This window comes from Bacillus sp. NPDC094077, assembly GCF_050279465.1.
GTDB lineage: Bacteria > Bacillota > Bacilli > Bacillales > Bacillaceae_G > Bacillus_A.
Genome location: NZ_JBNNUF010000007.1, coordinates 61,736 through 83,871, shown reverse-complemented (window position 1 = coordinate 83,871; position 22,136 = coordinate 61,736). Strand labels below are relative to the sequence as shown.

The 22,136-nt window shown below is 37.7% G+C and carries 19 protein-coding genes; 18 read left to right on the top strand and 1 reads right to left on the bottom strand.

The window, feature by feature from the left end; genetic code table 11:
* Window positions 1-5 precede the first annotated feature (5 nt).
* The 5 genes from ACQKNR_RS17810 (at window position 6) to ACQKNR_RS17790 (ending at window position 5,594) form a co-directional block, all read left to right on the top strand.
* A complete protein-coding gene (locus tag ACQKNR_RS17810) occupies window positions 6-1,595 on the top strand; it encodes an ABC transporter substrate-binding protein (RefSeq protein ID WP_427319209.1) in 1,590 nt (529 codons plus the stop codon).
* 207 nt (window positions 1,596-1,802) lie between these two features.
* Window positions 1,803-2,753 (top strand): ABC transporter permease, encoded by a 951-nt coding sequence (locus ACQKNR_RS17805; RefSeq protein ID WP_427319207.1) that lies wholly within the window; start codon window positions 1,803-1,805, stop codon window positions 2,751-2,753.
* 6 nt (window positions 2,754-2,759) lie between these two features.
* Window positions 2,760-3,611 (top strand): ABC transporter permease, encoded by an 852-nt coding sequence (locus ACQKNR_RS17800; protein WP_427319205.1) that lies wholly within the window; start codon window positions 2,760-2,762, stop codon window positions 3,609-3,611.
* A gap of 26 nt (window positions 3,612-3,637) precedes the next feature.
* Window positions 3,638-4,630 (top strand): ABC transporter ATP-binding protein, encoded by a 993-nt coding sequence (locus ACQKNR_RS17795; protein WP_427319203.1) that lies wholly within the window; start codon window positions 3,638-3,640, stop codon window positions 4,628-4,630.
* Complete coding sequence (locus tag ACQKNR_RS17790) at window positions 4,623-5,594, top strand: ABC transporter ATP-binding protein (protein WP_427319201.1); 972 nt, start codon at window positions 4,623-4,625, stop codon at window positions 5,592-5,594. The genes ACQKNR_RS17795 and ACQKNR_RS17790 overlap by 8 nt, the downstream gene beginning before the upstream one ends.
* A 255-nt stretch (window positions 5,595-5,849) precedes the next feature.
* Here ACQKNR_RS17790 and ACQKNR_RS17785 read toward each other — a convergent pair whose 3' ends face one another.
* Window positions 5,850-7,175: an MFS transporter gene (locus tag ACQKNR_RS17785; protein ID WP_427319199.1), complete on the bottom strand. Its 1,326-nt coding sequence runs from the start codon at window positions 7,173-7,175 to the stop codon at window positions 5,850-5,852.
* Window positions 7,176-7,399: 224 nt separating this feature from the next.
* Between ACQKNR_RS17785 and ACQKNR_RS17780 the strand changes: the two genes are divergently transcribed.
* The 13 genes from ACQKNR_RS17780 (at window position 7,400) to dnaB (ending at window position 21,978) form a co-directional block, all read left to right on the top strand.
* A complete protein-coding gene (locus tag ACQKNR_RS17780; protein WP_427319197.1) occupies window positions 7,400-8,989 on the top strand; it encodes an ATP-binding protein in 1,590 nt (529 codons plus the stop codon).
* Between the two features lie 19 nt (window positions 8,990-9,008).
* Window positions 9,009-9,683: a response regulator gene (locus tag ACQKNR_RS17775; RefSeq protein WP_427319195.1), complete on the top strand. Its 675-nt coding sequence runs from the start codon at window positions 9,009-9,011 to the stop codon at window positions 9,681-9,683.
* Window positions 9,683-10,657 (top strand): tripartite tricarboxylate transporter substrate binding protein, encoded by a 975-nt coding sequence (locus ACQKNR_RS17770; protein ID WP_427319193.1) that lies wholly within the window; start codon window positions 9,683-9,685, stop codon window positions 10,655-10,657. The genes ACQKNR_RS17775 and ACQKNR_RS17770 overlap by 1 nt, the downstream gene beginning before the upstream one ends.
* An 88-nt stretch (window positions 10,658-10,745) precedes the next feature.
* Window positions 10,746-13,283: an MrcB family domain-containing protein gene (locus ACQKNR_RS17765; protein WP_427319191.1), complete on the top strand. Its 2,538-nt coding sequence runs from the start codon at window positions 10,746-10,748 to the stop codon at window positions 13,281-13,283.
* Window positions 13,258-15,702: a DUF2357 domain-containing protein gene (locus tag ACQKNR_RS17760; protein ID WP_427319489.1), complete on the top strand. Its 2,445-nt coding sequence runs from the start codon at window positions 13,258-13,260 to the stop codon at window positions 15,700-15,702. The genes ACQKNR_RS17765 and ACQKNR_RS17760 overlap by 26 nt, the downstream gene beginning before the upstream one ends.
* Before the next feature lie 26 nt (window positions 15,703-15,728).
* A complete protein-coding gene (locus ACQKNR_RS17755; RefSeq protein ID WP_427319190.1) occupies window positions 15,729-16,718 on the top strand; it encodes a PD-(D/E)XK nuclease family protein in 990 nt (329 codons plus the stop codon).
* Window positions 16,719-17,012: 294 nt separating this feature from the next.
* Window positions 17,013-17,351, top strand: a complete 339-nt coding sequence (locus tag ACQKNR_RS17750; protein WP_427319188.1) for a DUF4870 domain-containing protein — start codon at window positions 17,013-17,015, stop codon at window positions 17,349-17,351.
* A gap of 3 nt (window positions 17,352-17,354) precedes the next feature.
* Window positions 17,355-17,606 carry a hypothetical protein gene (locus ACQKNR_RS17745; protein ID WP_427319186.1) on the top strand — a complete coding sequence of 84 codons (252 nt, stop codon included), beginning with the start codon at window positions 17,355-17,357 and terminating at the stop codon, window positions 17,604-17,606.
* 17 nt (window positions 17,607-17,623) lie between these two features.
* On the top strand, window positions 17,624-18,352 hold the full coding sequence (locus ACQKNR_RS17740) for a MerR family transcriptional regulator (protein ID WP_427319184.1): 729 nt from the start codon (window positions 17,624-17,626) through the stop codon (window positions 18,350-18,352).
* A gap of 292 nt (window positions 18,353-18,644) precedes the next feature.
* Entirely contained in the window at window positions 18,645-19,361 is a 717-nt protein-coding gene (locus ACQKNR_RS17735) for a hypothetical protein (protein WP_427319182.1), read from the top strand.
* A gap of 83 nt (window positions 19,362-19,444) precedes the next feature.
* Window positions 19,445-19,636, top strand: a complete 192-nt coding sequence (locus ACQKNR_RS17730; RefSeq protein WP_427319180.1) for a hypothetical protein — start codon at window positions 19,445-19,447, stop codon at window positions 19,634-19,636.
* A gap of 195 nt (window positions 19,637-19,831) precedes the next feature.
* The gene (locus tag ACQKNR_RS17725) at window positions 19,832-20,692 is read left to right on the top strand and encodes a DnaD domain-containing protein (protein WP_427319178.1); all 861 of its coding nucleotides are present in this window, start codon (window positions 19,832-19,834) and stop codon (window positions 20,690-20,692) included.
* Entirely contained in the window at window positions 20,689-21,978 is a 1,290-nt protein-coding gene (dnaB, locus tag ACQKNR_RS17720) for a replicative DNA helicase (RefSeq protein WP_427319176.1), read from the top strand. Before ACQKNR_RS17725 ends, dnaB begins: the two co-directional genes overlap by 4 nt.
* The last annotated feature ends 158 nt before the right edge of the window (window positions 21,979-22,136 follow it).

Sequence of the window (22,136 nt, the reverse complement as noted above, 5' to 3'; positions counted from 1 at the left end):
GAAAGATGAAACGGAAGTTATTTGCATTACCATTTGTCCTACTATTACTTATTGCATTAGCGGCTTGTTCTGGGGGGAAAGATTCTTCGAAGCAGGCGAGCACTAGTAAATCAGGGACTCCGAAAGACGGAGGGACGTTAACGATTGGTGTTAGCGATAATCCAGATACGATGAATCCGCTTTATGCGAATGATCGTGTGTCATTAACGATACAGCAAGCTTTATATGCGCCGCTATATCATATGGAAGACGGTAAGAAAAAGTTTGTTCTTGCTGAGAGCTTTACGCCTTCAGAAGATCAATTAACATGGACGTTAAAACTAAAAGATAATTTGAAATGGCATGATGGTAAGAAAATTACATCAGACGATATTGTATTTACATTCCAATCTATTTTAGATGAGAAGCAAAATAGCTCAAGTCGTGAAAACTTTATTTTTAAAGGAAAACCGCTTGAGGTGAAAAAAGTAGATGAGTTAACAACTCAATTCGTTTTACCACAAGTAAGTGCATCTTTCGAAGGGGTTATGAATGATTTCTTCCCAATTCCGAAACATGTATTTGAAGGTGAAGCAGATTTAGTGAAGAGTAAGAAAAACTTACAACCTGTAGGATCAGGTCCGTTTAAATTAAAAGAATTCAAATCAGATGAATACGTTGCGTTAGAGCGATTCGATGATTATTTCGCTGGTAAAGCGAAATTAGATTCTATCGTATACCGCGTTGTAAAAGACCGTAATACAGCAAATGTTTCACTGCAAAATGGTCAAATCAATATGAAAATGATTGAGCCGCAAGACTTTAAGAAATTAGATAGCACTGGGAACTTCTCAATGGTGACATTCCCTGAAGGTAGATTATTCTACTTAGCTTATAACTTTAATACAGACCTTATGAAGAAAAAAGAAGTGCGCCAAGCAATTGCGCATGCATTAGATAAAAAAGAAATGATTAACTCAGCATTCGTTTCTAGTCAATTTGCAGAACCAGCAAATTCAATCTTAACACCGGACGCTATGTATTATGCGAAAGATATTAAAGAGTATAAGTATGATCAAAAAGAAGCGAAAGATTTATTAGCAAAAGCTGGTGTGAAAGATAAAGAAAAAGTACGCGTGATGTATGTAACGAATAATAAAATTATGGAAAGTTTAGCACTGTATACACAACAGAAGTTGCAAGAAATTGGCTTGCAAGTTGAACTAAACGCATTAGATGCTAGTGCAGCAAGTGAAAAAGGACTAGATAAAGAGAATAAAGACTATGACATTACATTTGGTGGTTACATTATGGGACCTGAGCCAGATTCATATAAGAGCTTATTCTTAAGTAATGCTGAATACAATTATGCGCGTTATAAAAATGCTGATTTCGATAAGTTATGGGAAGAAGCTGCAGTTGAAACAGATAAAACAAAACGTGCTGAGTTATATCATAAAATTCAAGATACAGCTAGGGAAGACTTACCTTATCTACCAATCGCATATCCGAAAGCGGTTATTGCAGTAGATAAAAAGTTTGATGGATTGAAAGAAGCTAAAGCAATTCCTGTCACAATGTTTGAAGATCTATCGAAGATTTATGAAGTGAAATAAGAAACTATAAAGAAGCTGGTGGAAATCAGCTTCTTTATCCCGCTTTAAAGGGCAGTAAGACTCCCACCTCAAAATTTGGCGAATGCGAGGAAGTTAGGTGGGAGTCGGGCTACCTGTAAAAGCCCGATTGATTCAACTCATAATCAGTGGGGGATGGATAAAACCCCCACTGATTAAAGTTTCACTTTATCCTGAGGGGGGAAGTTTGTGTATAAAGTAATTGCAAAGAGGCTTTTAAATGCAATTCCGCTTTTATTTGTTATTTCTATTATTTCTTTTCTATTAATAAAACTAGCACCGGGAGATCCCGTTCGAAATTTTGTAACGCCAAATATGAGTCCGATTGATGTGGAGCGTATTCGAAAAAGTTTAGGACTAGATCAACCCATTTACGTGCAATATATTTTATGGTTAAAAAATATTTTAACAGGGAACTTTGGGTACTCACTTCAAAATCATCGTCCTGTTTTAGAACTTATCGTAGAAAGATTACCAGCAACAATTGGGCTAATGGGTTCATCTTTACTTGTATCATTCGTAATCGCAATACCGCTTGGATTATTTACAGGTGTGAAAAAGAATTCGTTCTTTGATCGCATCGTAAACTTTATTTCATACGTTGGTATTTCCATGCCGGTCTTTTGGTTTGCATTACTATTAATCTACCTATTCTCATTAAAATTAAACCTTCTTCCGAGTATGGGTATGCGCACAGTTGGACAAGATTCTATCTGGGATATTGTGCAGCACGGCATTTTACCTTGCATGGTGCTAGCGTTCCAAAACGTCTCTGTTTATATGAGATACATTCGTTCCAGTACGATTCAGCAATTAGAAGAAGATTATGTGCAAATTCAATATGCGTACGGCGCTTCAAAGAAAACAGTTTTATTTAACCATGTACTTCGAAATGTATTAATACCGATCATTACAATTTTCGGATTATCAATTCCAAGTTTAGTAGGCGGAGCGTTTATTACGGAAACAGTATTCTCATGGCCAGGACTTGGATCACTCGGGGTAAATGCTATTTTTAGATTTGATTATCCAATTATTATGGCGATTACATTACTATCATCATTCATGTTAATTCTCGGTAACTTAATTGCTGATATTTTATATGGCGTAGTAGATCCGCGCATTCGAATGAGGGGGTGATTTGGAATGAATAATAGGAGATTTCAAACGATAAAAAATAGTTTTACGAAAAATAAGTTTGTTGCAATGGGGGTTATCATACTTGCGGTTTTAACGATCGCATCGATTTTTGCATTCGTATCACCGTACGATCCTAGTAAAATGTCGATTCCAGATCGCTTACAAGAACCGAGTATGAGTCATCCGTTCGGCACAGATGATTACGGACGGGATTACTTAACGAGAGCGTTATATGGCGGAAGAGTTTCTCTTGCAGTTGGCTTTCTCGCGATGATTGTTTCGATTACAATCGGTACCGCAGTCGGAACAATTAGCGGATATTTTGGCGGAAAGTTAGACAATTTTTTAATGCGAGTTGTGGAAGTACTTATGTCGATTCCATCATTCTTTTTAATGTTACTATTAAATGCTTATTTAAAACCAGGAATTACAACGTTAGTTCTTATTATCGGATTACTAACATGGATGGACACTGCGCGTATCGTAAGGGCAGAAACGTTATCTGTAAAAGAGCGTGAGTACGTTTTATACGCAAAAGTATCGGGACAAAAATCACTCATGATTATTGTAAGACACATCATTCCAAACATTTTATCAACCATTATTATCGCAGCGACATTAACAATTGCCACATCGATTTTAATGGAATCATCACTTAGCTTCTTAGGGTTAGGTATTAGAGAACCAGACTCTTCTTGGGGCAGCATGCTAAACAATGCGCAAGGATATATCGGTGAAGCTTGGTATTTAACACTCTTCCCAGGGTTTCTTATTCTTTTAACGGTATTAAGTTTTAACGTAATTGGTGAGGCATTGAAGAAGGCTTTCGCACCAAAAGGAGCTGGACATGAAAACTAAAACGTTAAGTGGGAGGAGTGAGAAGCGTGTTTGAAAAACTATTAGAAGTGAAGAATTTAAAGACTTCTTTTTTCATAGAAGGGGGCGAAGTTGAAGCGGTTCGCGGCGTTACATTTCGCTTAAATAAAGGCGAAGTAGTTGGTATCGTTGGGGAGTCTGGAAGCGGAAAGAGTGTGATGGCGAAGTCCGTTATGTCTCTCGTTACGTCACCAGGGAAAGTGAAAGAAGGGGAAATCCTTTTTCATAATGAAAACATACTTTCTAAATCTGAAAAAGAATTGCGTTCTATTAGAGGGAATCAAATTTCACTTATCTCTCAAGATCCAATGTCGGCGCTAAATCCAGTCGTGAAAATTGGGAAACAAATGACGGAAGTAATTATACGGCATCAAAAAGTGAAAAAGAAAGAAGCAGAGCATATCGCGGTCAATTTGTTAAAACAAGTCGGTCTTTCTTCACCAGAAGAAAGGGTAAAACAATATCCACATGAACTAAGCGGTGGTATGAAACAGCGGGTTATGATCGCAATGGCAATGTCTTGTAATCCAGATCTTCTCATTGCGGACGAACCGACGACAGCGCTTGATGTAACGATACAAGCACAAATACTAGATTTAATGAAAAACTTAAAAAATGAAACAAATATGGCGTTACTTCTTATTACACATGACTTAGGAATTGTCGCGCAAAACTGTACACGAGTTATCGTAATGTATGGCGGGCTTATTATGGAAGAAGGACCTGTACTTGATATTTTCCAATCACCGAATCACCCATACACGAAAGGGCTATTAAACTCTCTGCCGAAAATATCGAACGGCGTAAAAGAAAGACTCGCGCCAATTCAAGGTGTAACACCAAACTTACTACATCCGCCAAAAGGTTGCCCATTCGCAGAACGTTGCCCGCATAAGATGGACATTTGTGAAAAAGAACGTCCACCATATTTTGAAATCGGAAACGGAAGACGTTCTATGTGCTGGCTAAACGATGAAACAGTAGGTGATTCCCATGAATGAAGAAAACTTAATTGAAGTTCGGAACTTAAAAAAATATTTTCCTATAAAAAAAGGACTATTCGGCAGAAAAACAGAGCAATTAAAAGCAGTAGACGACCTAAGCTTTACAATTAAAAAGGGTGAAACATTCGGATTAGTAGGAGAATCAGGCTGCGGAAAATCAACGACAGGAAGAAGCATCATTCGTTTACACGACGTCACTTCGGGTAACATCCTATTCGACGGAAAAGACATCGCGGATCTAAAAGAAAGTGAACTAAAAGAGTATAGAAAACGAATGCAAATCATTTTCCAAGATCCATACGCATCATTAAACCCGACGATGAATGTATTCCAAATTATTAGCGAACCGATGAACATTCACGGCTCTTACGAAAAAGAAGAACAAAAAGAAATTATTTTAGACCTGCTGAAAAAGGTAGGATTAAAAGAAGAACACTTATATCGCTATCCGCACGAATTTAGTGGAGGACAGCGCCAGCGCATCAGTATCGCGCGCGCACTATCTGTAAAACCAGATTTCATCTTATGTGACGAACCAATTTCAGCACTTGATGTCTCAGTCCAAGCACAAGTCGTAAACATGCTGCAAGACATCCAAGAAGAAACAGGAGTCACATACTTATTCATCGCACATGACCTATCTATGGTAAGACACATATCAGATCGAATCGGAGTCATGTACTTAGGAAACATAGTAGAAATTGCCGACAGCGAAGACCTATACACAAAACCGGCACATCCATACACACAAGCACTACTCTCATCCATGCCAGAACCAGATCCAACAAACACAGGCAAAGAACGGATTATCCTAGAGGGAGAAGTACCAAGCCCCCTAAACTCACCATCCGGCTGCAAATTCAGAACAAGGTGCAAATTCGCCACTGAAAAATGTGCACAAGAAGTACCGAAGATGGTTGAGATTGCGAAAGGACATGAGGTGGCTTGTCATTTGTTTTAGAGAAGAAAGCATCGGGGGGACCTGGTGCTTTTTGGTTTTGGGGTGGAGTGCGCGGGTGTGGGATTGGTTGGTGGTTTAGAGGTGGGATTCTGCGGAAATTGTCGGTAAGTCGATAAAATGTGTCGAATCGCCGATAAATTCGGAGTTATGGTCGATAAAATTGGATAATCGCTGATAAAATCTTTTGTGGGTGTGGTATTGGTTGAAAGATTATACAAAGAGGTCACCACTTTCAAGGTGACCTCTCGTACTTTATTATTTTGAACTAGTACCGTTTTTTAAACTATCTCCACCACCCAACTCCGCCTCAATCTGCGAAGTCTTCGAAGACTCAGCCATACGCCAATACGTGATAAAGCTTATCGCGATACAACCAGCTACATAGTAGTAGAATAATGATTCCATTCCAATACTCTTTAGCCATAAAGCGATGAACTCTGCTGTTCCACCGAATATCGCAACTGTTAGTGCATATGGTAAACCTACGCCAAGTGCGCGAATTTCAGTTGGGAAGAGCTCGGCTTTTACAATTGCGTTAATGGAAGTGTAACCAGTAACGATAATAAGGCCGACCATCATGAGTAAAAATGCTACCATTGGTTCTGTCGTTTTTTCCATAAAGAAGAAGATTGGTGCTGTTAGTAACGTTCCGAGAATACCGAAAGCCATTAATAGTGGGCGACGTCCAATTCGATCGGATAGTAGCCCCGCAATTGGCTGAAGTACAACGAATATAAGTAGTGCGACAAAGTTAATCCAGCTTACAACTTCTTTCGGAAGGCCGACTGTGTTTATCATGAATTTTTGTAAATATGTTGTGTACGTATAGAATGCAACAGTGCCTCCTAGTGTTAGGCCGACTACTGTTAATACTGCTTTCGGGTGTTTCATAAGAGCGCGAATTGTTCCTGCGCTTTCGCGATTCTTTGATTCCATGTTTGAAAACTGCTCCGATTCATCCATCGTGCGGCGAAGCCATAACACAGCTACTGCTCCCATCGCTCCAATAATGAAAGGAATGCGCCACCCCCAAGCTTTCATGTCTGGTTCGCTTAGTAATTGCTGAAGAACGATTTGAACGCCTAAAGCCACCATCTGTCCAGCAACGAGCGTTACATATTGGAAACTTGAGTAAAAACCACGGCGTCCACTACTAGCCATTTCAGATAAATACGTTGCGGAAGTTCCGTACTCTCCGCCGAGTGATAATCCTTGCAGTAAACGGGCAAGAACTAAAATAATGGGCGCCATAATACCGATGCTTTCGTAACTAGGCGTACAGGCAATAATTAAAGAACCACCCGCCATAACCGTAATGGAAAGAGTTAATGCTGCCCGGCGTCCGTGCCGATCTGCATAGCGTCCCATTAATAAACTTCCGATAGGGCGCATTAAAAATCCAACTGCGAAAATAGCGGCTGTGTTCAGTAACTGGCTAGTCGGATCTCCTTTAGGAAAGAACTCTGCTGAAAAATAAACGGCGAAAGCAGAGTAAACGTACCAGTCGTACCATTCAATTAAATTGCCGACAGAACCTTTAAAGATATTGCCAGCGACTCGCTTAGATTTTGTTTGAGCCATAGTAATTCCTCCTCTTGCTTATAAATAAAAATCACATATGAAAGCGTGTTCATTGTAGTTGAATTGTACTGTTCTTTGGTTGAAATCTCAATATTATGACAATTTTATTCTTTTTGTACTTTATGTACATGGAGAGTTTTAGTAGTTGCTTCATTTTCAGTTTTGTCATAATAATAGAAAAAGGAGATTGATATTTTTGAATATTTTATCAAAGGATATGAAGGATGAAGAAATCAGGCAAAGTGTCATTACAAACGAAAATACTAGGCTTAATTATTACGTTAATTTTATTTGTCGTTCTCCTGTTAGCGGGAATATTTGTATACATTCAGTCCGTTGATACGAAACGTCAAGTGGAACAGTTAGCTCTGCAAACGGCTAAATCTCTTTCCTTTATGCCAGCTATAAAAGATGCTTTTCAATATAATGAGCATAAAAGTACCATTCAATCCATTGCGGAACAAGTTCGTGAGCAGGCTGGTGCAGATTATGTAATTGTAGAAGATCGTTATGGGGTTATGTATTCGCATTCGAATTCGGAGTTGATTGGAACAAAGAGTAACAATCCATACAACTATGAAGCGCTCACTTTTGGAGGATATTATACGCTCGAAGGAAATGGTGAAAGTGGTCCGGCTTTAATGGCGAAGGCGCCAATTATTGTTCATAACGGAGATTACGATCAAGTCGTAGGCGTTGTGACAGTAGAGTTTTTAATAAAAGGTATTGAATCTAACATATTGAGTAGAACGAAGGAAATTATACTCTTTTCTTCAGCGGTATTACTAGTTGGAATTGTTGGTGGTATCCTTTTAGCGCGTAGTATTCGCAAAGACACACTAGGTTTAGAACCAAATGAAATCGCAGCGTTATACCGGGAACGAAGCGCAATACTACTATCTATAAAAGAAGGAATTATCGCCATTGATCAAAACGGTTTTATTACTATGATGAATACGTCGGCAGAAGAGATGCTGCAGGTAAATGGTGATTATGTGCATCAGCACATTTCAAAAGTTTTACCTGATTTTCATATGGATAGAGTGCTAGAAAACGATCAAGAAATAGCGTTTCAAGATAAAGTGTTTATTTTAAACATGACACCGATACTCGAAAATAACAGTACAGTAGGAGTTGTATGTAGTTTTAGAGATAAAACAGAACTGCAAAACCTTGTGAACACAATATCTGAGGTAAGAAAATATTCCGAGGACTTACGCGCTCAAACGCATGAATTTACAAATAAGCTGTTTGTTTTATCTGGTTTATTGCAGTTAGGGCACTACAGAGAAGCAATTGAATTTATCCAGCAAGAATCTAATATTCATCAAAGCCAAAATCATATTTTATTCCATCAAATTCATGATGCAAAAGTACAAGCTATTTTATTAGGAAAACTCGGAACAGCGTCTGAGAAGAAAATTGATTTTCATATTGAAGGAGATAGCACCCTTAATCCGTTACCAGACCATATAAAAGTTTCGCACCTTATTACGATTCTTGGAAACATGATCGACAATGCGTTTGATGCGGTAAGTACGCAAGAAGAGAAGAGTGTCTCATTTTTTGTTACTGACATTGGGCATGATATTGTGTTTGAAGTGATAGATAGCGGGATAGGAGTACCGGCAGAAAAAATAAGTACCATTTTTCAAAAAGGATTTTCAACGAAAGGAAACGATCGTGGTTACGGGCTAGCAAACGTGAAAGAAATGGTAGATTTACTACAAGGAACAATTGAGATTCAGAACGAGAAAAATGGGGGAGCTATTTTTACAATTTACCTTCCGAAAACATTAAGAGAAAGTAAATGACAAACAGGGGGATGGACATATGTTGAAGGTTGCAATTGCAGAAGATGATTTCCGCGTAGCGCAAATTCAGGAGGAGTTTTTATCAAAAATAAAGGACGTAAAAGTTATCGGAAAAGCATTGAACGCAAAAGAAACGATGGAACTACTACAAAAAGAAGAAATTGATTTACTTCTATTAGATATTTACTTACCAGATGGAATTGGTACAGACTTATTGCCGAAAATCCACGCTGATTTTCCAAACGTTGATGTCATTATGGTTACAGCGGCGAATGAAAACCATATGTTAGAAAAAGCAATTCGAAATGGCGTAAGTAACTATCTTATAAAACCGGTCACGTTAGATAAATTTGTTCGCACAATTGAAGACTATAAGAGAAAGAAGCAACTATTACATAGTAACAATGAAGTGAATCAAGCACTAATCGATAACTTCTTCGGTACTTCACAAATACCAGACATGAAAAACTTACCGACAGGTGTAGATCCGTTAACACTGCAAAAAGTGAAAGGAATTATAAAAGGATTCGAAGAGGGAATTACAATAGAAGAAATGGGAGAGCAAATGGGGGCTTCCAGAACAACCGCAAGAAGATACTTAGAATACTTAGTAGCGACAAACGAATGCACAGTAGAGTACACATACGGCATTATCGGACGACCAGAGCGAAAGTATCGAATAGGAAGAGGATGATGAAAAAACGATTATTACTATGTATATGGATCATGACAGGAGTAATAGCTGGTTGTTCCTCAGAAAAAACTCACGCAAATAAGGTGAATATAGAAGAAGTAGAAATCGTTGCACCGAATGTTCAGGGCGCCGGATGGGACTTAACAGCACGAGCGATGCAAAAAGCGCTGACAGAAGAAAAAATCTTCACAAAACCAATCAAAGTTACAAACAAAGTAGGCGGCAGCGGTGATGTCGGATGGAAATATACGAAACAAAAAGGCGGTCACGTACTTGCGATTAACTCAAGCTTACTCATAACGAACAACCTACTAGGCTACAGTAAACTAACATATAAAGACTTCACACCGCTCGCGCTACTCGCATCAGACTGGGAAGTCGTTGTTGTATCAAAAGACTCAAACATAGACAACGCAAAACAACTAATGGAACAACTAAAACAAGACAAGAAAAACTTCAAAATCGGCGTTGCCCCAGGCCTAGGAAACGACGATCACCTATCCTTCGTACAAGTAAGCAAAGCCTTCGGCATAAACCCTGCCGAACTAGAATTCTTTGTCTACGAAAACAAAGAAAAAATCATAAACGCCCTAACGAACAAACAAATAGGCGCCGCAACCATGACCCTATCCGAAGCCGAAAAACAATACAAATCCGGCAAAATAAAAATACTAGCCGTATCCGCACCAAAACGTCTAGACCGACTACCAGAAATTCCAACTTGGAAAGAACAAGGAATCGACGTTGTATTCCAGCACTGGAAAGGAATTATGGGCCCGAAAGATATGACGGAGGAAGAGGTTGCTTATTGGGATAGTATTATTAAGAGGATGGTGGAGAGTGAGAGTTGGAAGGGGATTTTGAGGGAGCGGGGTTGGAATTCTTTTTATAAGAATAGTGGGGGGAGTAGGGTGTTTCTTGAGGAGAGTAGTCAGGAGTATAGAAATTTGGTAGGGGAGAATAAGAATTATTAAATCATACGGTATGGCGTATGATTTTTCTTTTATACATAGTTTGGTAAAATAGTAGTAATTGTAATTAATTGTAACGGTGGGGATAAAAATGTTAGATCAACTCATAATTGAATTGGCTAAATCAACGAAGCAAGTTGAAAATATTCAAGGTGATAAAACTTATTTGATTATAAACAAGGATGATGAAGGATTCGACGTTGAAATTAGAATTTCACGTGAGCAATATGAAAAAGAAGAAGCACCATCTTATTTTAAAATGAGTTTTGAACTTCTTAAGAACGCTTGGCAAAAATTTATTGATACACGTACGGTAAAGAGTGAGGGTTTCGGGCAAGCAAGTGAATGTAATGCTTTCTTGTTAGCCTTCTTTTCACAGCTTCCATTTGTGAATGTAATGGAATCGGGAGCTATTATATTTAAAGAATTCCAAACCAATAACCTACCAAGTGAAAAATATGATAAAGTCATGCTCTTCTTAGAGGAGGTAATGAATGATACATACAATCCGAGTAAGTTACGTGAACAAACGGATGAAAATTTATATAGAGTGAAATCTAACGCGCGCCAGGATTTGAGATTATTGGGCTTTTTGAATGAATCTCATGAAATGAACAAGCTTCTATTAAACGAATATGTTCAATCGGAAGATAAGAATGCCTACATTGCACAGCTAGTTTTAAAAGAGGAATATTTCCGTCATGCTTTATTGGTTCTTGGGGGTTTAAAGAACTTTTCAAAAGATGAAAAGAAAGCAGCTTTAGTGGAGTTAGGAATGACAATTGTCCGGAATTCATTAGGAGCTAATTTAATGGTTGAATCAGTTGCGAAAAAGCGTACGAATAACTTACTAGATTGGCTTGAACAAGTAGGACTGATTAATGATGAATGGGTTCCTGTTGAACAATATGTAAAAGATGATGGAGAAAAGGGCGGTAGTATGAACAATAATTTACGTGAAAAGTTTTTAACGGTTATGGATGAGTATTTACAGGCAAGAACAGAAAGATTTGCGGGTCATAAAATGGGATCGGTTGTTAGACATGAAATGACGACGGAAATAACGCGGTTACCATTTATTGATCATAATCAGTATGTTGTCACAGGGTCAATTGGACAAGGGAATTGGGCTGCTGTTCCATGGCTGGCGATCATGAATAAAGACATTACGACATCCACGCAGAGAGGTTATTATATCGTTTATTTATTTAGTGAAGATATGGAACGATTATATTTAACGTTGGCGCAAGGTGTGACGGAAACAACTAAAGAAGAGATGCAAAAAATTAAGGAAGAGATTCGTGAACAAATACATATGTCCCCAAAAGTGAAGAAAGATGATGAAATCTTCCTAGGTATAAGCCAAAAAGCAAAGGGATATGCAAATTCAACAGCGGCTTATATTGCGTATGATGTTAATAAAATGCCAAGCGAAAGAGAGTTAGTAGAAGACTTGGAAGAAATGCTTCGCTATTATGAGGGATTCATAGCTTATAAAGAGGAAGGAACGAAATATGAAATGATTTATGAGAGGAAAGAAGTGTATTTAGATCAACAGTCCATTATCGATCATGTGTCTTCTTATATTCAAAGTAAAGGTTTCTATTATGAGAAAAAGGATCTTATTAATTTCTTCCTTTCATTAAAGACGAAGCCGTTTGTGATTTTATCAGGTATTTCAGGTACAGGGAAAACGAAAATTGTTCAGTGGTTTGCGGAGAGTTTAGGTGCTACGGAAGAGAATGGACAATTTACACTTATTCCGGTTCGACCTGATTGGAGTGATAGTTCTGATTTACTTGGTTATGTGAATCTTCAAGGGGAATTTCAAGAAAGACCGTTAATTAAAGTTCTTGAAGATGCAGACAACAATCCGAATCGACCTTATTTTGTAGTGTTGGACGAGATGAATTTAGCTCGAGTGGAGTACTATTTTAGTGACTTTTTAAGCGTAATTGAGAGCCGTAAATGGAAAGATGGGAGAATCGTTACGTCACCAGTACTTCCAGAATCAATTGCTAATAAGCATATTACAATTCCATCAAATGTATATATTACCGGAACGGTAAACATGGATGAAACGACACATCCTTTAAGTAAGAAAGTATTAGATCGTGCGAATACAATCGAATTTAATACCGTTAACTTAGATTATTTTAATTTTTTAATGGATATAGAAGAGAAGGAACCTGAAATTGTTTCTAATGGCTCCTTAGAAACCGAGTATCTCCATTTAAAAGAATGCTTTAAAGAAAACGAAGATCTTGTGAGAAATATCTCAACCATTTTAATAGAAATAAATAAAATACTTGAATCAGTTGGAGCTCAAGTTGGATATCGTATACGAGATGAAATTTGTTTCTATATGGCATATAACGAAAAAGGGAAGTTATTATCGTTTGATGAAGCGCTTGATTATCAAATATATCAAAAGATTTTACCGCGTCTTGCAGGGAGCGATGGAAGAACAGAAGAGGTATTAAAGCAATTGTATGTATTATGTGCAAATGAAGAATATGATAGTGGCAATAATGACGCTTCATATGCTAAATATCCTCGTTCAGCTAATAAGCTGTCTCATATGTTAAGGAGGTTCGAGTATGATGGTTTCACCTCTTTCTGGATCTAATAATGAGATAGAACTAGTTAAGATTGAAACAGAGGAGCTATCATTGACGATTAAAGGAAATCCTTATCATGAAAAATATGAGAGTTTAAAAGAATATCACGCTATAAACGCAGATGAAATGATGTATTTTCATGTAGATGGGAAGAGGGAATCCGTATCTGTATTTGATGCGAGATTGCAGAGGTTAGATGAATGGAACGAACATCCGCCAATCTTTTTTGAAAATAGAAGTTATCAGCTTGTTGTTGTTCCGAAAAATAACAAGCAGCTTTCCTTTTATCATGAACACCCGGGATTTCGAAAGCAAGTTAGTTCCATTCAAATGGGTTCACTTCATGTGTTGATGGGGAATCTTTCGTTTCCGAATGAAGTAGGAAATACAACATTTGAAATTAAAGATGATAAAGACACGTTATTAATCGTTACATTTGAAGTTTTTCCGGCAAAGCTTGATTATAAGGATGATTACAGAGCTTTATTAGATGAAGTAAATGATGAAATTTACAATTTAGCGTTTCATTTACTGAAGAGAACTTACTTAGGAGCATCTGCAATTTACGCTACAAATCCATCAAAGAGTGAGTTTTATCGTATTTTAAATGATTCCTTCGAGCGATTTATGAAGTCGATCTCTCATATTAAAAGACAACCGCATCATACGCTTATGACTAGGTATCAACTTGTACGTGGAGAAAAAATTCGTAAATTGGATTCTGTCGGAATGAACTATTTGCGAAAGCGACCACACTTGTTGCAAGGCGAAAACGATATCCCAACTAAAGGTATTACAGCTTATAAGGAAGTGTCGTATGATACGCTGGAAAATCGATTTATTAAATGGATGATTCAAAGAGTCGTACATAAAATAGATGATTTGCTTAAGGCGTTAGAGCAAAGATCTAGATTTGGGCGGGATATAATTGATGAAGATTTGCTGGAACGTGTAAAAAATATGAAGTATCGAATGAAAAATGAATTGAACGATCCATTTTGGAGAGGAATCGGAAAATTAGATCGATCAGTTTTTTCACTCGTTATCCAAATGGCGGCAGGCTATAGAGATGCGTATCAAATCTTCTTAATGTTATCGCGAGGTTTAACATTACGAGGACAAATTTTTAAAATGTCGGTGAAAGATGTCGCTAGGCTATACGAATACTGGACGTATTTAAAACTCGGACAAATTCTATCTGAAAAATATATACCGCTTCATCAAGACGTTATTCAAATTAAGCAAGATGGTTTATACGTAACGCTTGATGAAAGTAAAACTGCCAAAAGAACGTTCAAACATCCTGAGACAGATGAAGTAATAGAACTTTACTTCCAGAAAAGAAACAGTGGACTGCCAACAGTTACACAAAAACCAGATACGATGCTCGCTATTGAGAAAAAGGGAAAGAGTTATCAATACCAATACATTTTTGATGCGAAATATCGAATTGATTTTGCTGAAAAGGCCCATTACAAAAGGAAGTATGGCACCCCTGGTCCGATGGAAGAAGACATTAACACAATGCATCGTTACAGAGACGCATTAGTAGTAGAACAAGAAGGGCCATTTGAGCGGACGGCTTACGGGGCGTACGTATTATTCCCATGGAATCAAGAGGAGGAATACGAGAATCATCCATTTTATAAAAGTATTGAAAAAGTAAATATCGGTGGCTTCCCGTTCTTACCAAACGCAACAAGATTAGTCGAACAATTTCTAGATCATCTCATTGAAAAAAGCCCAGAAGAAATTATAAGAGAAGGCATTCTTCCAAGAGGAACAAAAGAAGAATGGCATTCCTCGCTAGAAGAAAAAGTATTAGTGGGCAGTGTGAAAACTGAAAATGACTATGAAACATATAGGAAAGAAGGCTTATATCAGTTACCAGTCACACAGCTAAAACCAGGATGGCAAGAAGCGAAGTACATAGCGTTATATGCACCGAAAAAATGGTATGGAGAAAAAGGTGGTATTCAATACGTAGCAAAAATCAAACACATTCAAATGCAACAAAATGATGAGTATGTATATTTCGAACTAGATCCATGGAAAAAACTAGATCACCTCATCCGCCCAGTAGGATATGGCATTCAAACATACACAATAACAACTATGTCGTTATTAAAAGAAGTACAAGAACTCCCGGAACTCTTTATGAAATCTAAAGAAGAACGAACTCTTTGGAAAACGCTACGTCGCTTTACGAAGCAAGTTAAGGTTGAGTTGGATCATCGTAATTTGGATGAGGCTTCTTCTGTTAAGAGCTATTATGTGCAGGATGTTCAGATTTGGGTTGATTATGAGAATGGGGTTGTTATGGTGGGGAGAGATGGGCGAGTTAAAGAGGTTGCTTTGGAGTTGGTTGTTGGGAGAGGATCGGTGTTGTTTAGGGAGGTTTTAGAAGTATTAAATGTTGGAGAATAGAGTTTAGATACTAAGGGGATTAAATAATGGATAAGAGACCGAATTTATTTTCACATGGAACAAGTGAGTTGTCGCAAGATGCTTTTATTTGTTGGCTAGCAGAGTGGGCGAATCCAGTCTATAAAGAAACTGATGAATGCTTACATGAAGCTGGTATAGGTTTTATTAGAAGAATATATGACTTACATAAAAAGGCCTTTCCAGCCGCTATTAAAGAAATTAAGGTTACGAAACAATTTAAAGGTTTAGATATACTTGTTGAAATTAATGGTAATCAGGCTATTTTAATTGAAGATAAAACGTATACAAAAGAACATTCTAATCAATTGAAACGCTATTATGAAAATGTAATGAAATTAAAAAAATATGAAGAAAATGACCTGTTGCCTATCTATTATAAAATAGGTAATCAAAGTGATTATTCAGCAGTGATTGATGCAAAGTATATGTTGTTTACAAGAAAACAAATGCTTGAATTTTTACAAGAAAATATAGATAGAGGCGTTCAAAATCAAATATTTTTAGATTACTATTTTTATTTAAGAGAAATAGATCAAAAATATGATTCATATAAGACACTGCCGTTAAGCGAGTGGAAAGGCGAAGCTTGGGAAGGATTTTATGAGGAGTTAAAGCAAAGTGGGATCAAAGGTCAATATGGATATGTAGCTAATCCGAATGGCGGGTTCTATGCGTTATGGTGGAGTGAACAAGAGGGTAATGATTGCAGGCAGTATTTGCAGTTAGAAGAAGGACGTTTATGTTTTAAGATACATGTTGCGGATAGGGATAGAAGAAAAGAACTTAGGGATAAGTGGAGTAAAGCGCTGATTGAACGAAGTCATAATTATTCTTTTAATGTGGAGAAACCTAGGTTTGGCAATGGGAAGTATATGACGGTTGCTGTGGTGAAGGATTATAGAGTGGCTGATGGAAAAGGGGGAATTGATATTCCTGGAACGATGGGAGTTTTAGGTGAAGTGGAGAAATTGTTAAGAATGGTGGATATTCAATAGTTGATGCTATTAAATTATAGATGCAATTATTAAATATATTAGATAGATATTAGTTGGATAAAGTGTATTGTTAGCTATGGGAAGAAGAGCATATGAGGTATATGCTCTTCTTTTTATTTGTAAATAAAGTGGATGTAAAATTTAAATGATATGACCTCCACCCTGTCAAGGTAAAGGTCTAATTTTATCTATATTATTGATACTAAATTCTTTCTATATAATCCTCTTGCACCTCCCCCAACGTCACCCCCTAACCTAAAGAAGAGCAATCAAAAAAGGGGGACAAAGCCAACCATGAAAACCACCACAAAAGAAAAAAGAAATACCATCATCATGCTACTACTCTCAGCCGCAATAGGAATCTTTTCACCACTACTCATGTACATCATGCTGGCACGTAAAAATAAAGTGTACAAATATCATTGCCGAAAAGCATTTAATTTTCATTTGTTAATCTTTCTTCTATTTAATGTGAGTTCGCGTATTAGTGATGTTTTGCTTTGGATTGTATTTGTGTTTGAGGTAGTTCAAGTAATCATTGTTGCGTGGAAAGTAATATGCGATGAACCATATTGTTATTTCATTCGAATTCCGTTATTTAAAGAAGATAAGTATGCATCGGAAGGAGAATAGATAATGAAACAAGAAGTGGAGATAAGGAGAAAGAGGATTTTTATCATGATCGCAGTGTTGTTTATTGCGGTTTATATCGTTTTACGAAAAAGAAAGTATGAGTACTTTTATGATGGTATTAGTGAGTATGAAAATCGTTATAGAGGTAATGTTCCTTTTTTATTACTTGTTTTAGGTTTGTTTCAATATTGTAGGCAGAATGAGATGAGTTTTTCTCATATGCTTCAGTATGTGAAAGAGAAGTTATCGGAGTAGGTGATGATGTGGCGTGAATGATTAGTGAGTTTGCAAGTGTTGGGGATGTTACGGTGCGGACGCTTCGTTATTATGACAAGATTAATTTATTAAAGCCGAGCGATTATACTGAGGGTGGGCATCGGTTATATACGAAAGATGATTTGTATGTGCTGCAGCAAATTCAATCGTTTAAGCATCTTGGTTTTTCACTTGGAGAAATTCAAAATATTATATTGCAGCGTGATATAGAGATGGAAGAATTTTTAAGGCAAATGCATTTTCAAAGGGAATTGCTTTTGGCAGAGCAAGAAAGAATTGTGAAGGTACTTTCGCATATGGATGAGATGACGAAGAAGTTTCAAAAGGAAGAGCGGGTGGATATCGCTTTATTTTCTTCGTTTCTGCAAACTTTTATATGGGAGAAGGAAAATAAAGAATGGTTAGAGGAACGCTTTTCAAAGGATAGTGTTCAAGCGTTTTATAATAATAAGGAATTAAAAGAAAAGTTTGATTGGCGATTTATGGATGTGATAGGGCAGTTGAAAAGATATAAGGAAGAGGAGAAGGATCCAAGTCATCATGATGTCCAAGTTGCCTTGAAGGAATTTTTCAATTTAATAGAAAAGATAACTGACTATCTTGATGTATCTCAAAGGGATGTAGTGAGTGTAATTCAACAATCAAAAATCCCAATGGCCGAATTCCCTGCTCTTTTTACAAGTGAGGAGGAACGGTATATAAAAGAAGCTATGAATAAAATGTAGTCCATAAGTAGACGGTTTCCTCAAATAGGGAAGCTGTCCTTTTTTTATTAAGGTTAAAAACCATTCTCCATATCATACTTTATTCTTTTTTCATTGAGTATCATCGTAATATAAATTCTTTTGTTATTACTTTTATTAGTGTTTTTATAGGTAGTTCATTTGAAAAATTTTAATTTTATTATCTGACAAATCAATCAAATGTTTTTTTGTTGAAAAAATATTAAAACATGGGAATATATAGTTTTTATGAAATGAATTGTAATTAGATTAAGGAATGAGAGGGTTAAGCGATTTGAATACTTTATTTGCATTATTATTTTTTGTATGCTTAATAGCATTAATTATTGGGATTATTAAACCTCAATTAGTAGTTAGATGGGGAGCAGAAGAAAAACGAAATAGAAAAAGTGTACTAAAGTTCTATGGAATAGGCGTAATAGCGATGTTTATTTTATTCGGTGTGACTTCTGAGGATACGAAAAAGACAGAAGAGGCTAAGCCAGCTAAAGCTGAGCAGAAGAAAGAGTTAACGGCAGAGGAAAAAGCAGCAGCAGAGAAAGCAGCAGCAGAGAAAGCAGCAGCAGAGAAAGCGGCGGCAGAGAAAGCAGCGGCAGAGAAAGCAGCGGCAGAGAAAGCGGCGGCAGAGAAAGCAGCAGCGGAGAAAGCAGCAAAAGAGGAAGAAGAGCGAATTGGATATGAAACAGGAATTACATATGATCAATTAGCGAGAACACCGGATGATTTTAAAGGAAAGAAAGCTAAATTTACAGGAAAAGTCCTTCAAGTAATGGAAGGAAAAGGCGAGACGCAATTAAGAATAGCAGTTAGTGGGAATTATGATAAAGTATTATACGTTGCTTATAAAAGTGATATTATCAATTCAAGAGTGCTAGAAAATGATAATGTTACTGTTAAAGGGAAATCAGCAGGTATATATACTTATACATCTACTATGGGTGGAGAAATTAGTATCCCAGCAATGTTAGTAGAAAAGATTGATATTAATTAATAAGAAGCAATGAAGCAGTTTAACAATTAGTTAAACTGCTTTTTCCATTATAATAGAAGAAAAGCCAAACGGAGGGAACCCACATGCCAACCTACAACAAACTAATCCGAGACAAAATCCCACAGATAATAAAAGCTAACGGAAAAACACCCACAACAAGAATCCTATCCGAAGACACAACACTTGAAGAAATCAACGAAATCCGTAAAAAGAAAGCAGAAGAACGAGGCGGCTTTTCAGATCGAGTCTTCCTAATCGAAGTAACCGATAACTAGCCCCTTATATACCCCTCCCAAGCCCCTACCAAGTAATAAATCACTAAGAAAAAACAAAACAAAAACAACTACAAGAACAAACACCGTAGTAGTAGTCAAAAAAAATTTGAAATAATACGCCAAAAACCCACCCCTCCTTCCTATATATAGTACAAAGGGGCTTTACATTTTTGAATGGAGACGGGAGGAATTGGGATGGCGGTGTATCGTAATGTGCAGGTGAATTTTTGGCAGGATGATTTTGTTTTGGATTTGACGCCGGAGGAGCGGTATTTTTATATTTATTTGTTAACTTGTTCGAAGACGACGCAGTGTGGGATTTTTCCTTTTCCGAAGCGGTTAGCTGAGATGGAGACGGGTTATAACAGGGAGACGGTTGATAAGTTGGTGCAGCGTTTTATTGATTATGGGAAGGTTCTTTATGATGAGGAGACGAGGGAGTTATTTATTTTAAATTGGCTTCGTTATAATCCTGTGACGAATACGAATGTGGAGAAGTGTGTGCTTCGTGAGCTTAAGGGTGTGAAGAATAAGGAGTTTGTACATATGTTTCTTCAGAAGTGTGCGGAGGAGGAGCTGAGTGTTCCGATGCTTTTAGCGCATTTCGGTATGCCTGGTGATTTGGCCGCTGATGATGTTGATCCAGTTTGCGAGGAGACAGAGGAAGAAGAGTTCATAGAGGAGGAAACGGGAAGTAAGGTGTACACGTTTTATGAGCAACATTTTGGTAGTTTGTCTCCTCATACGGTAGAGGAACTGAGTGCGTGGATGGTTGATTTGTCAGAGGAACTTGTGCTGAAGGCTCTTCAAATTGCGTATGAGAATAATAAGCGGACGGTTGCTTATGTGAAGGGGATTTTGCGTGGGTGGCACGCGAAAGGATTTACGAAAGTGTCTGAGGTTGAGGCGGATACGGCAAATTTTCGAAAGAAAGGGTCGTCTGTTAGTACGGGGGAGACGGAGGATTTTTTGGTGAGGTGTGAGGAGTGGGAGAAGAATGCGCCGTCTGAGGAAGAGTTGCAGCGCTTTTTAGCGGAGCGCGGGTGGCGGCCATGAGTATTCAAAATGTGGAGGCGGAAAAGACGGTGTTAGGTTCTCTATTACTTGATGGAGAGCTTATTAAGGAGTGCCGTTTGACGGAGCAGTATTTTTCTATGCCAGTGCATAAGTCTATATTTCAGTTAATGCGAAAAATGGAAGGAGAGGGGCAACCGATTGATCTTGTGACATTCATTTCTAGGGTAGATCCGAGTTTTTTGAAGGAGATCGGGGGAATGGAGTATTTTATAGGGTTAATGGAAGCTGTGCCTACTACTAGCAACTTCTCTTATTACGAGGGGCTTGTTCGAGGTGCCTGGAAAATGTATCAGGCTGGTGTTCTTGGACACAAGATGGGAGAGCGTCTTATTGCAGAGAAGAATGAGAAAATTATTGGTGAGACGATTACGGCACTTTGTGAGTTAGAGGAAAAGGACTGCGTATGTGAGTTTGATTTGAAGGATGCGCTAGTTGATTTGTATGAGGAGCTTCATCAAGATGCGAAAGAGATTACGGGTATTGAGACTGGTTATACATCGTTAAATAAAATGACGTGCGGATTACAGGAAGGTGATTTTGTCGTTCTTGGTGCACGTCCTTCTATGGGTAAGACTGCGTTTGCTTTAAATGTTGGACTGCATTCGGCGAAGTCTGGAGCGGCGGTTGGATTGTTTTCATTAGAGATGAGTAGTAAGCAATTGTTAAAAAGGATGGCGTCTTGCGTAGGTGAAGTATCAGGAGGTAGGCTGAAAAATCCGAAGCACCGTTTTGCGATGGAAGATTGGGAAAAGGTGAGTAAGGCGTTTGCGGAGATTGGTGAGTTGCCATTTGAGATTTATGATCATGCAGGCGTTACGGTGCAGGATATTTGGATGCAAACTCGTAAGTTAAAGAGGAAGCACAGTGATAAAAAGCTTTTAGTCATTGTAGATTATTTGCAGCTTATTACGGGCGATTCGAAGCATAAAGGTAATCGATTTCAAGAGATTAGTGAGATTTCGCGTAAGCTTAAGTTATTAGCACGTGATTTGAATGTTTGTGTAGTAGCGTTGTCGCAATTGTCTCGTTCGGTAGAGTCACGCCAAGATAAGCGTCCTCTATTATCTGACTTAAGAGAGACGGGACAGATTGAGCAAGATGCGGATGTGATTATGCTTATGTATCGTGAAGATTATTACGATAAGGAAACAATGCAGAAAGAGATGACGGAGATTCATGTGGCGAAGCATCGAAATGGACCTGTGGGGAGTTTTAAGTTGAGGTTTTTGAAGGAGTTTGGGCGGTTTGTGGAGAGGGGGAATTAGTTGGAGGGGAAGTTTGTGTCTGGAAAAAGTTTGATCATTTAAAACAAAGGTCGATTATGAAAAATAAAGATTTTTCATTTTAATAAAGTTTGATTAAAAATTCTGTGTTGATATGCAAGATTTTTTTGTTCCACAGATTGGGCCATTTAATTGAATAA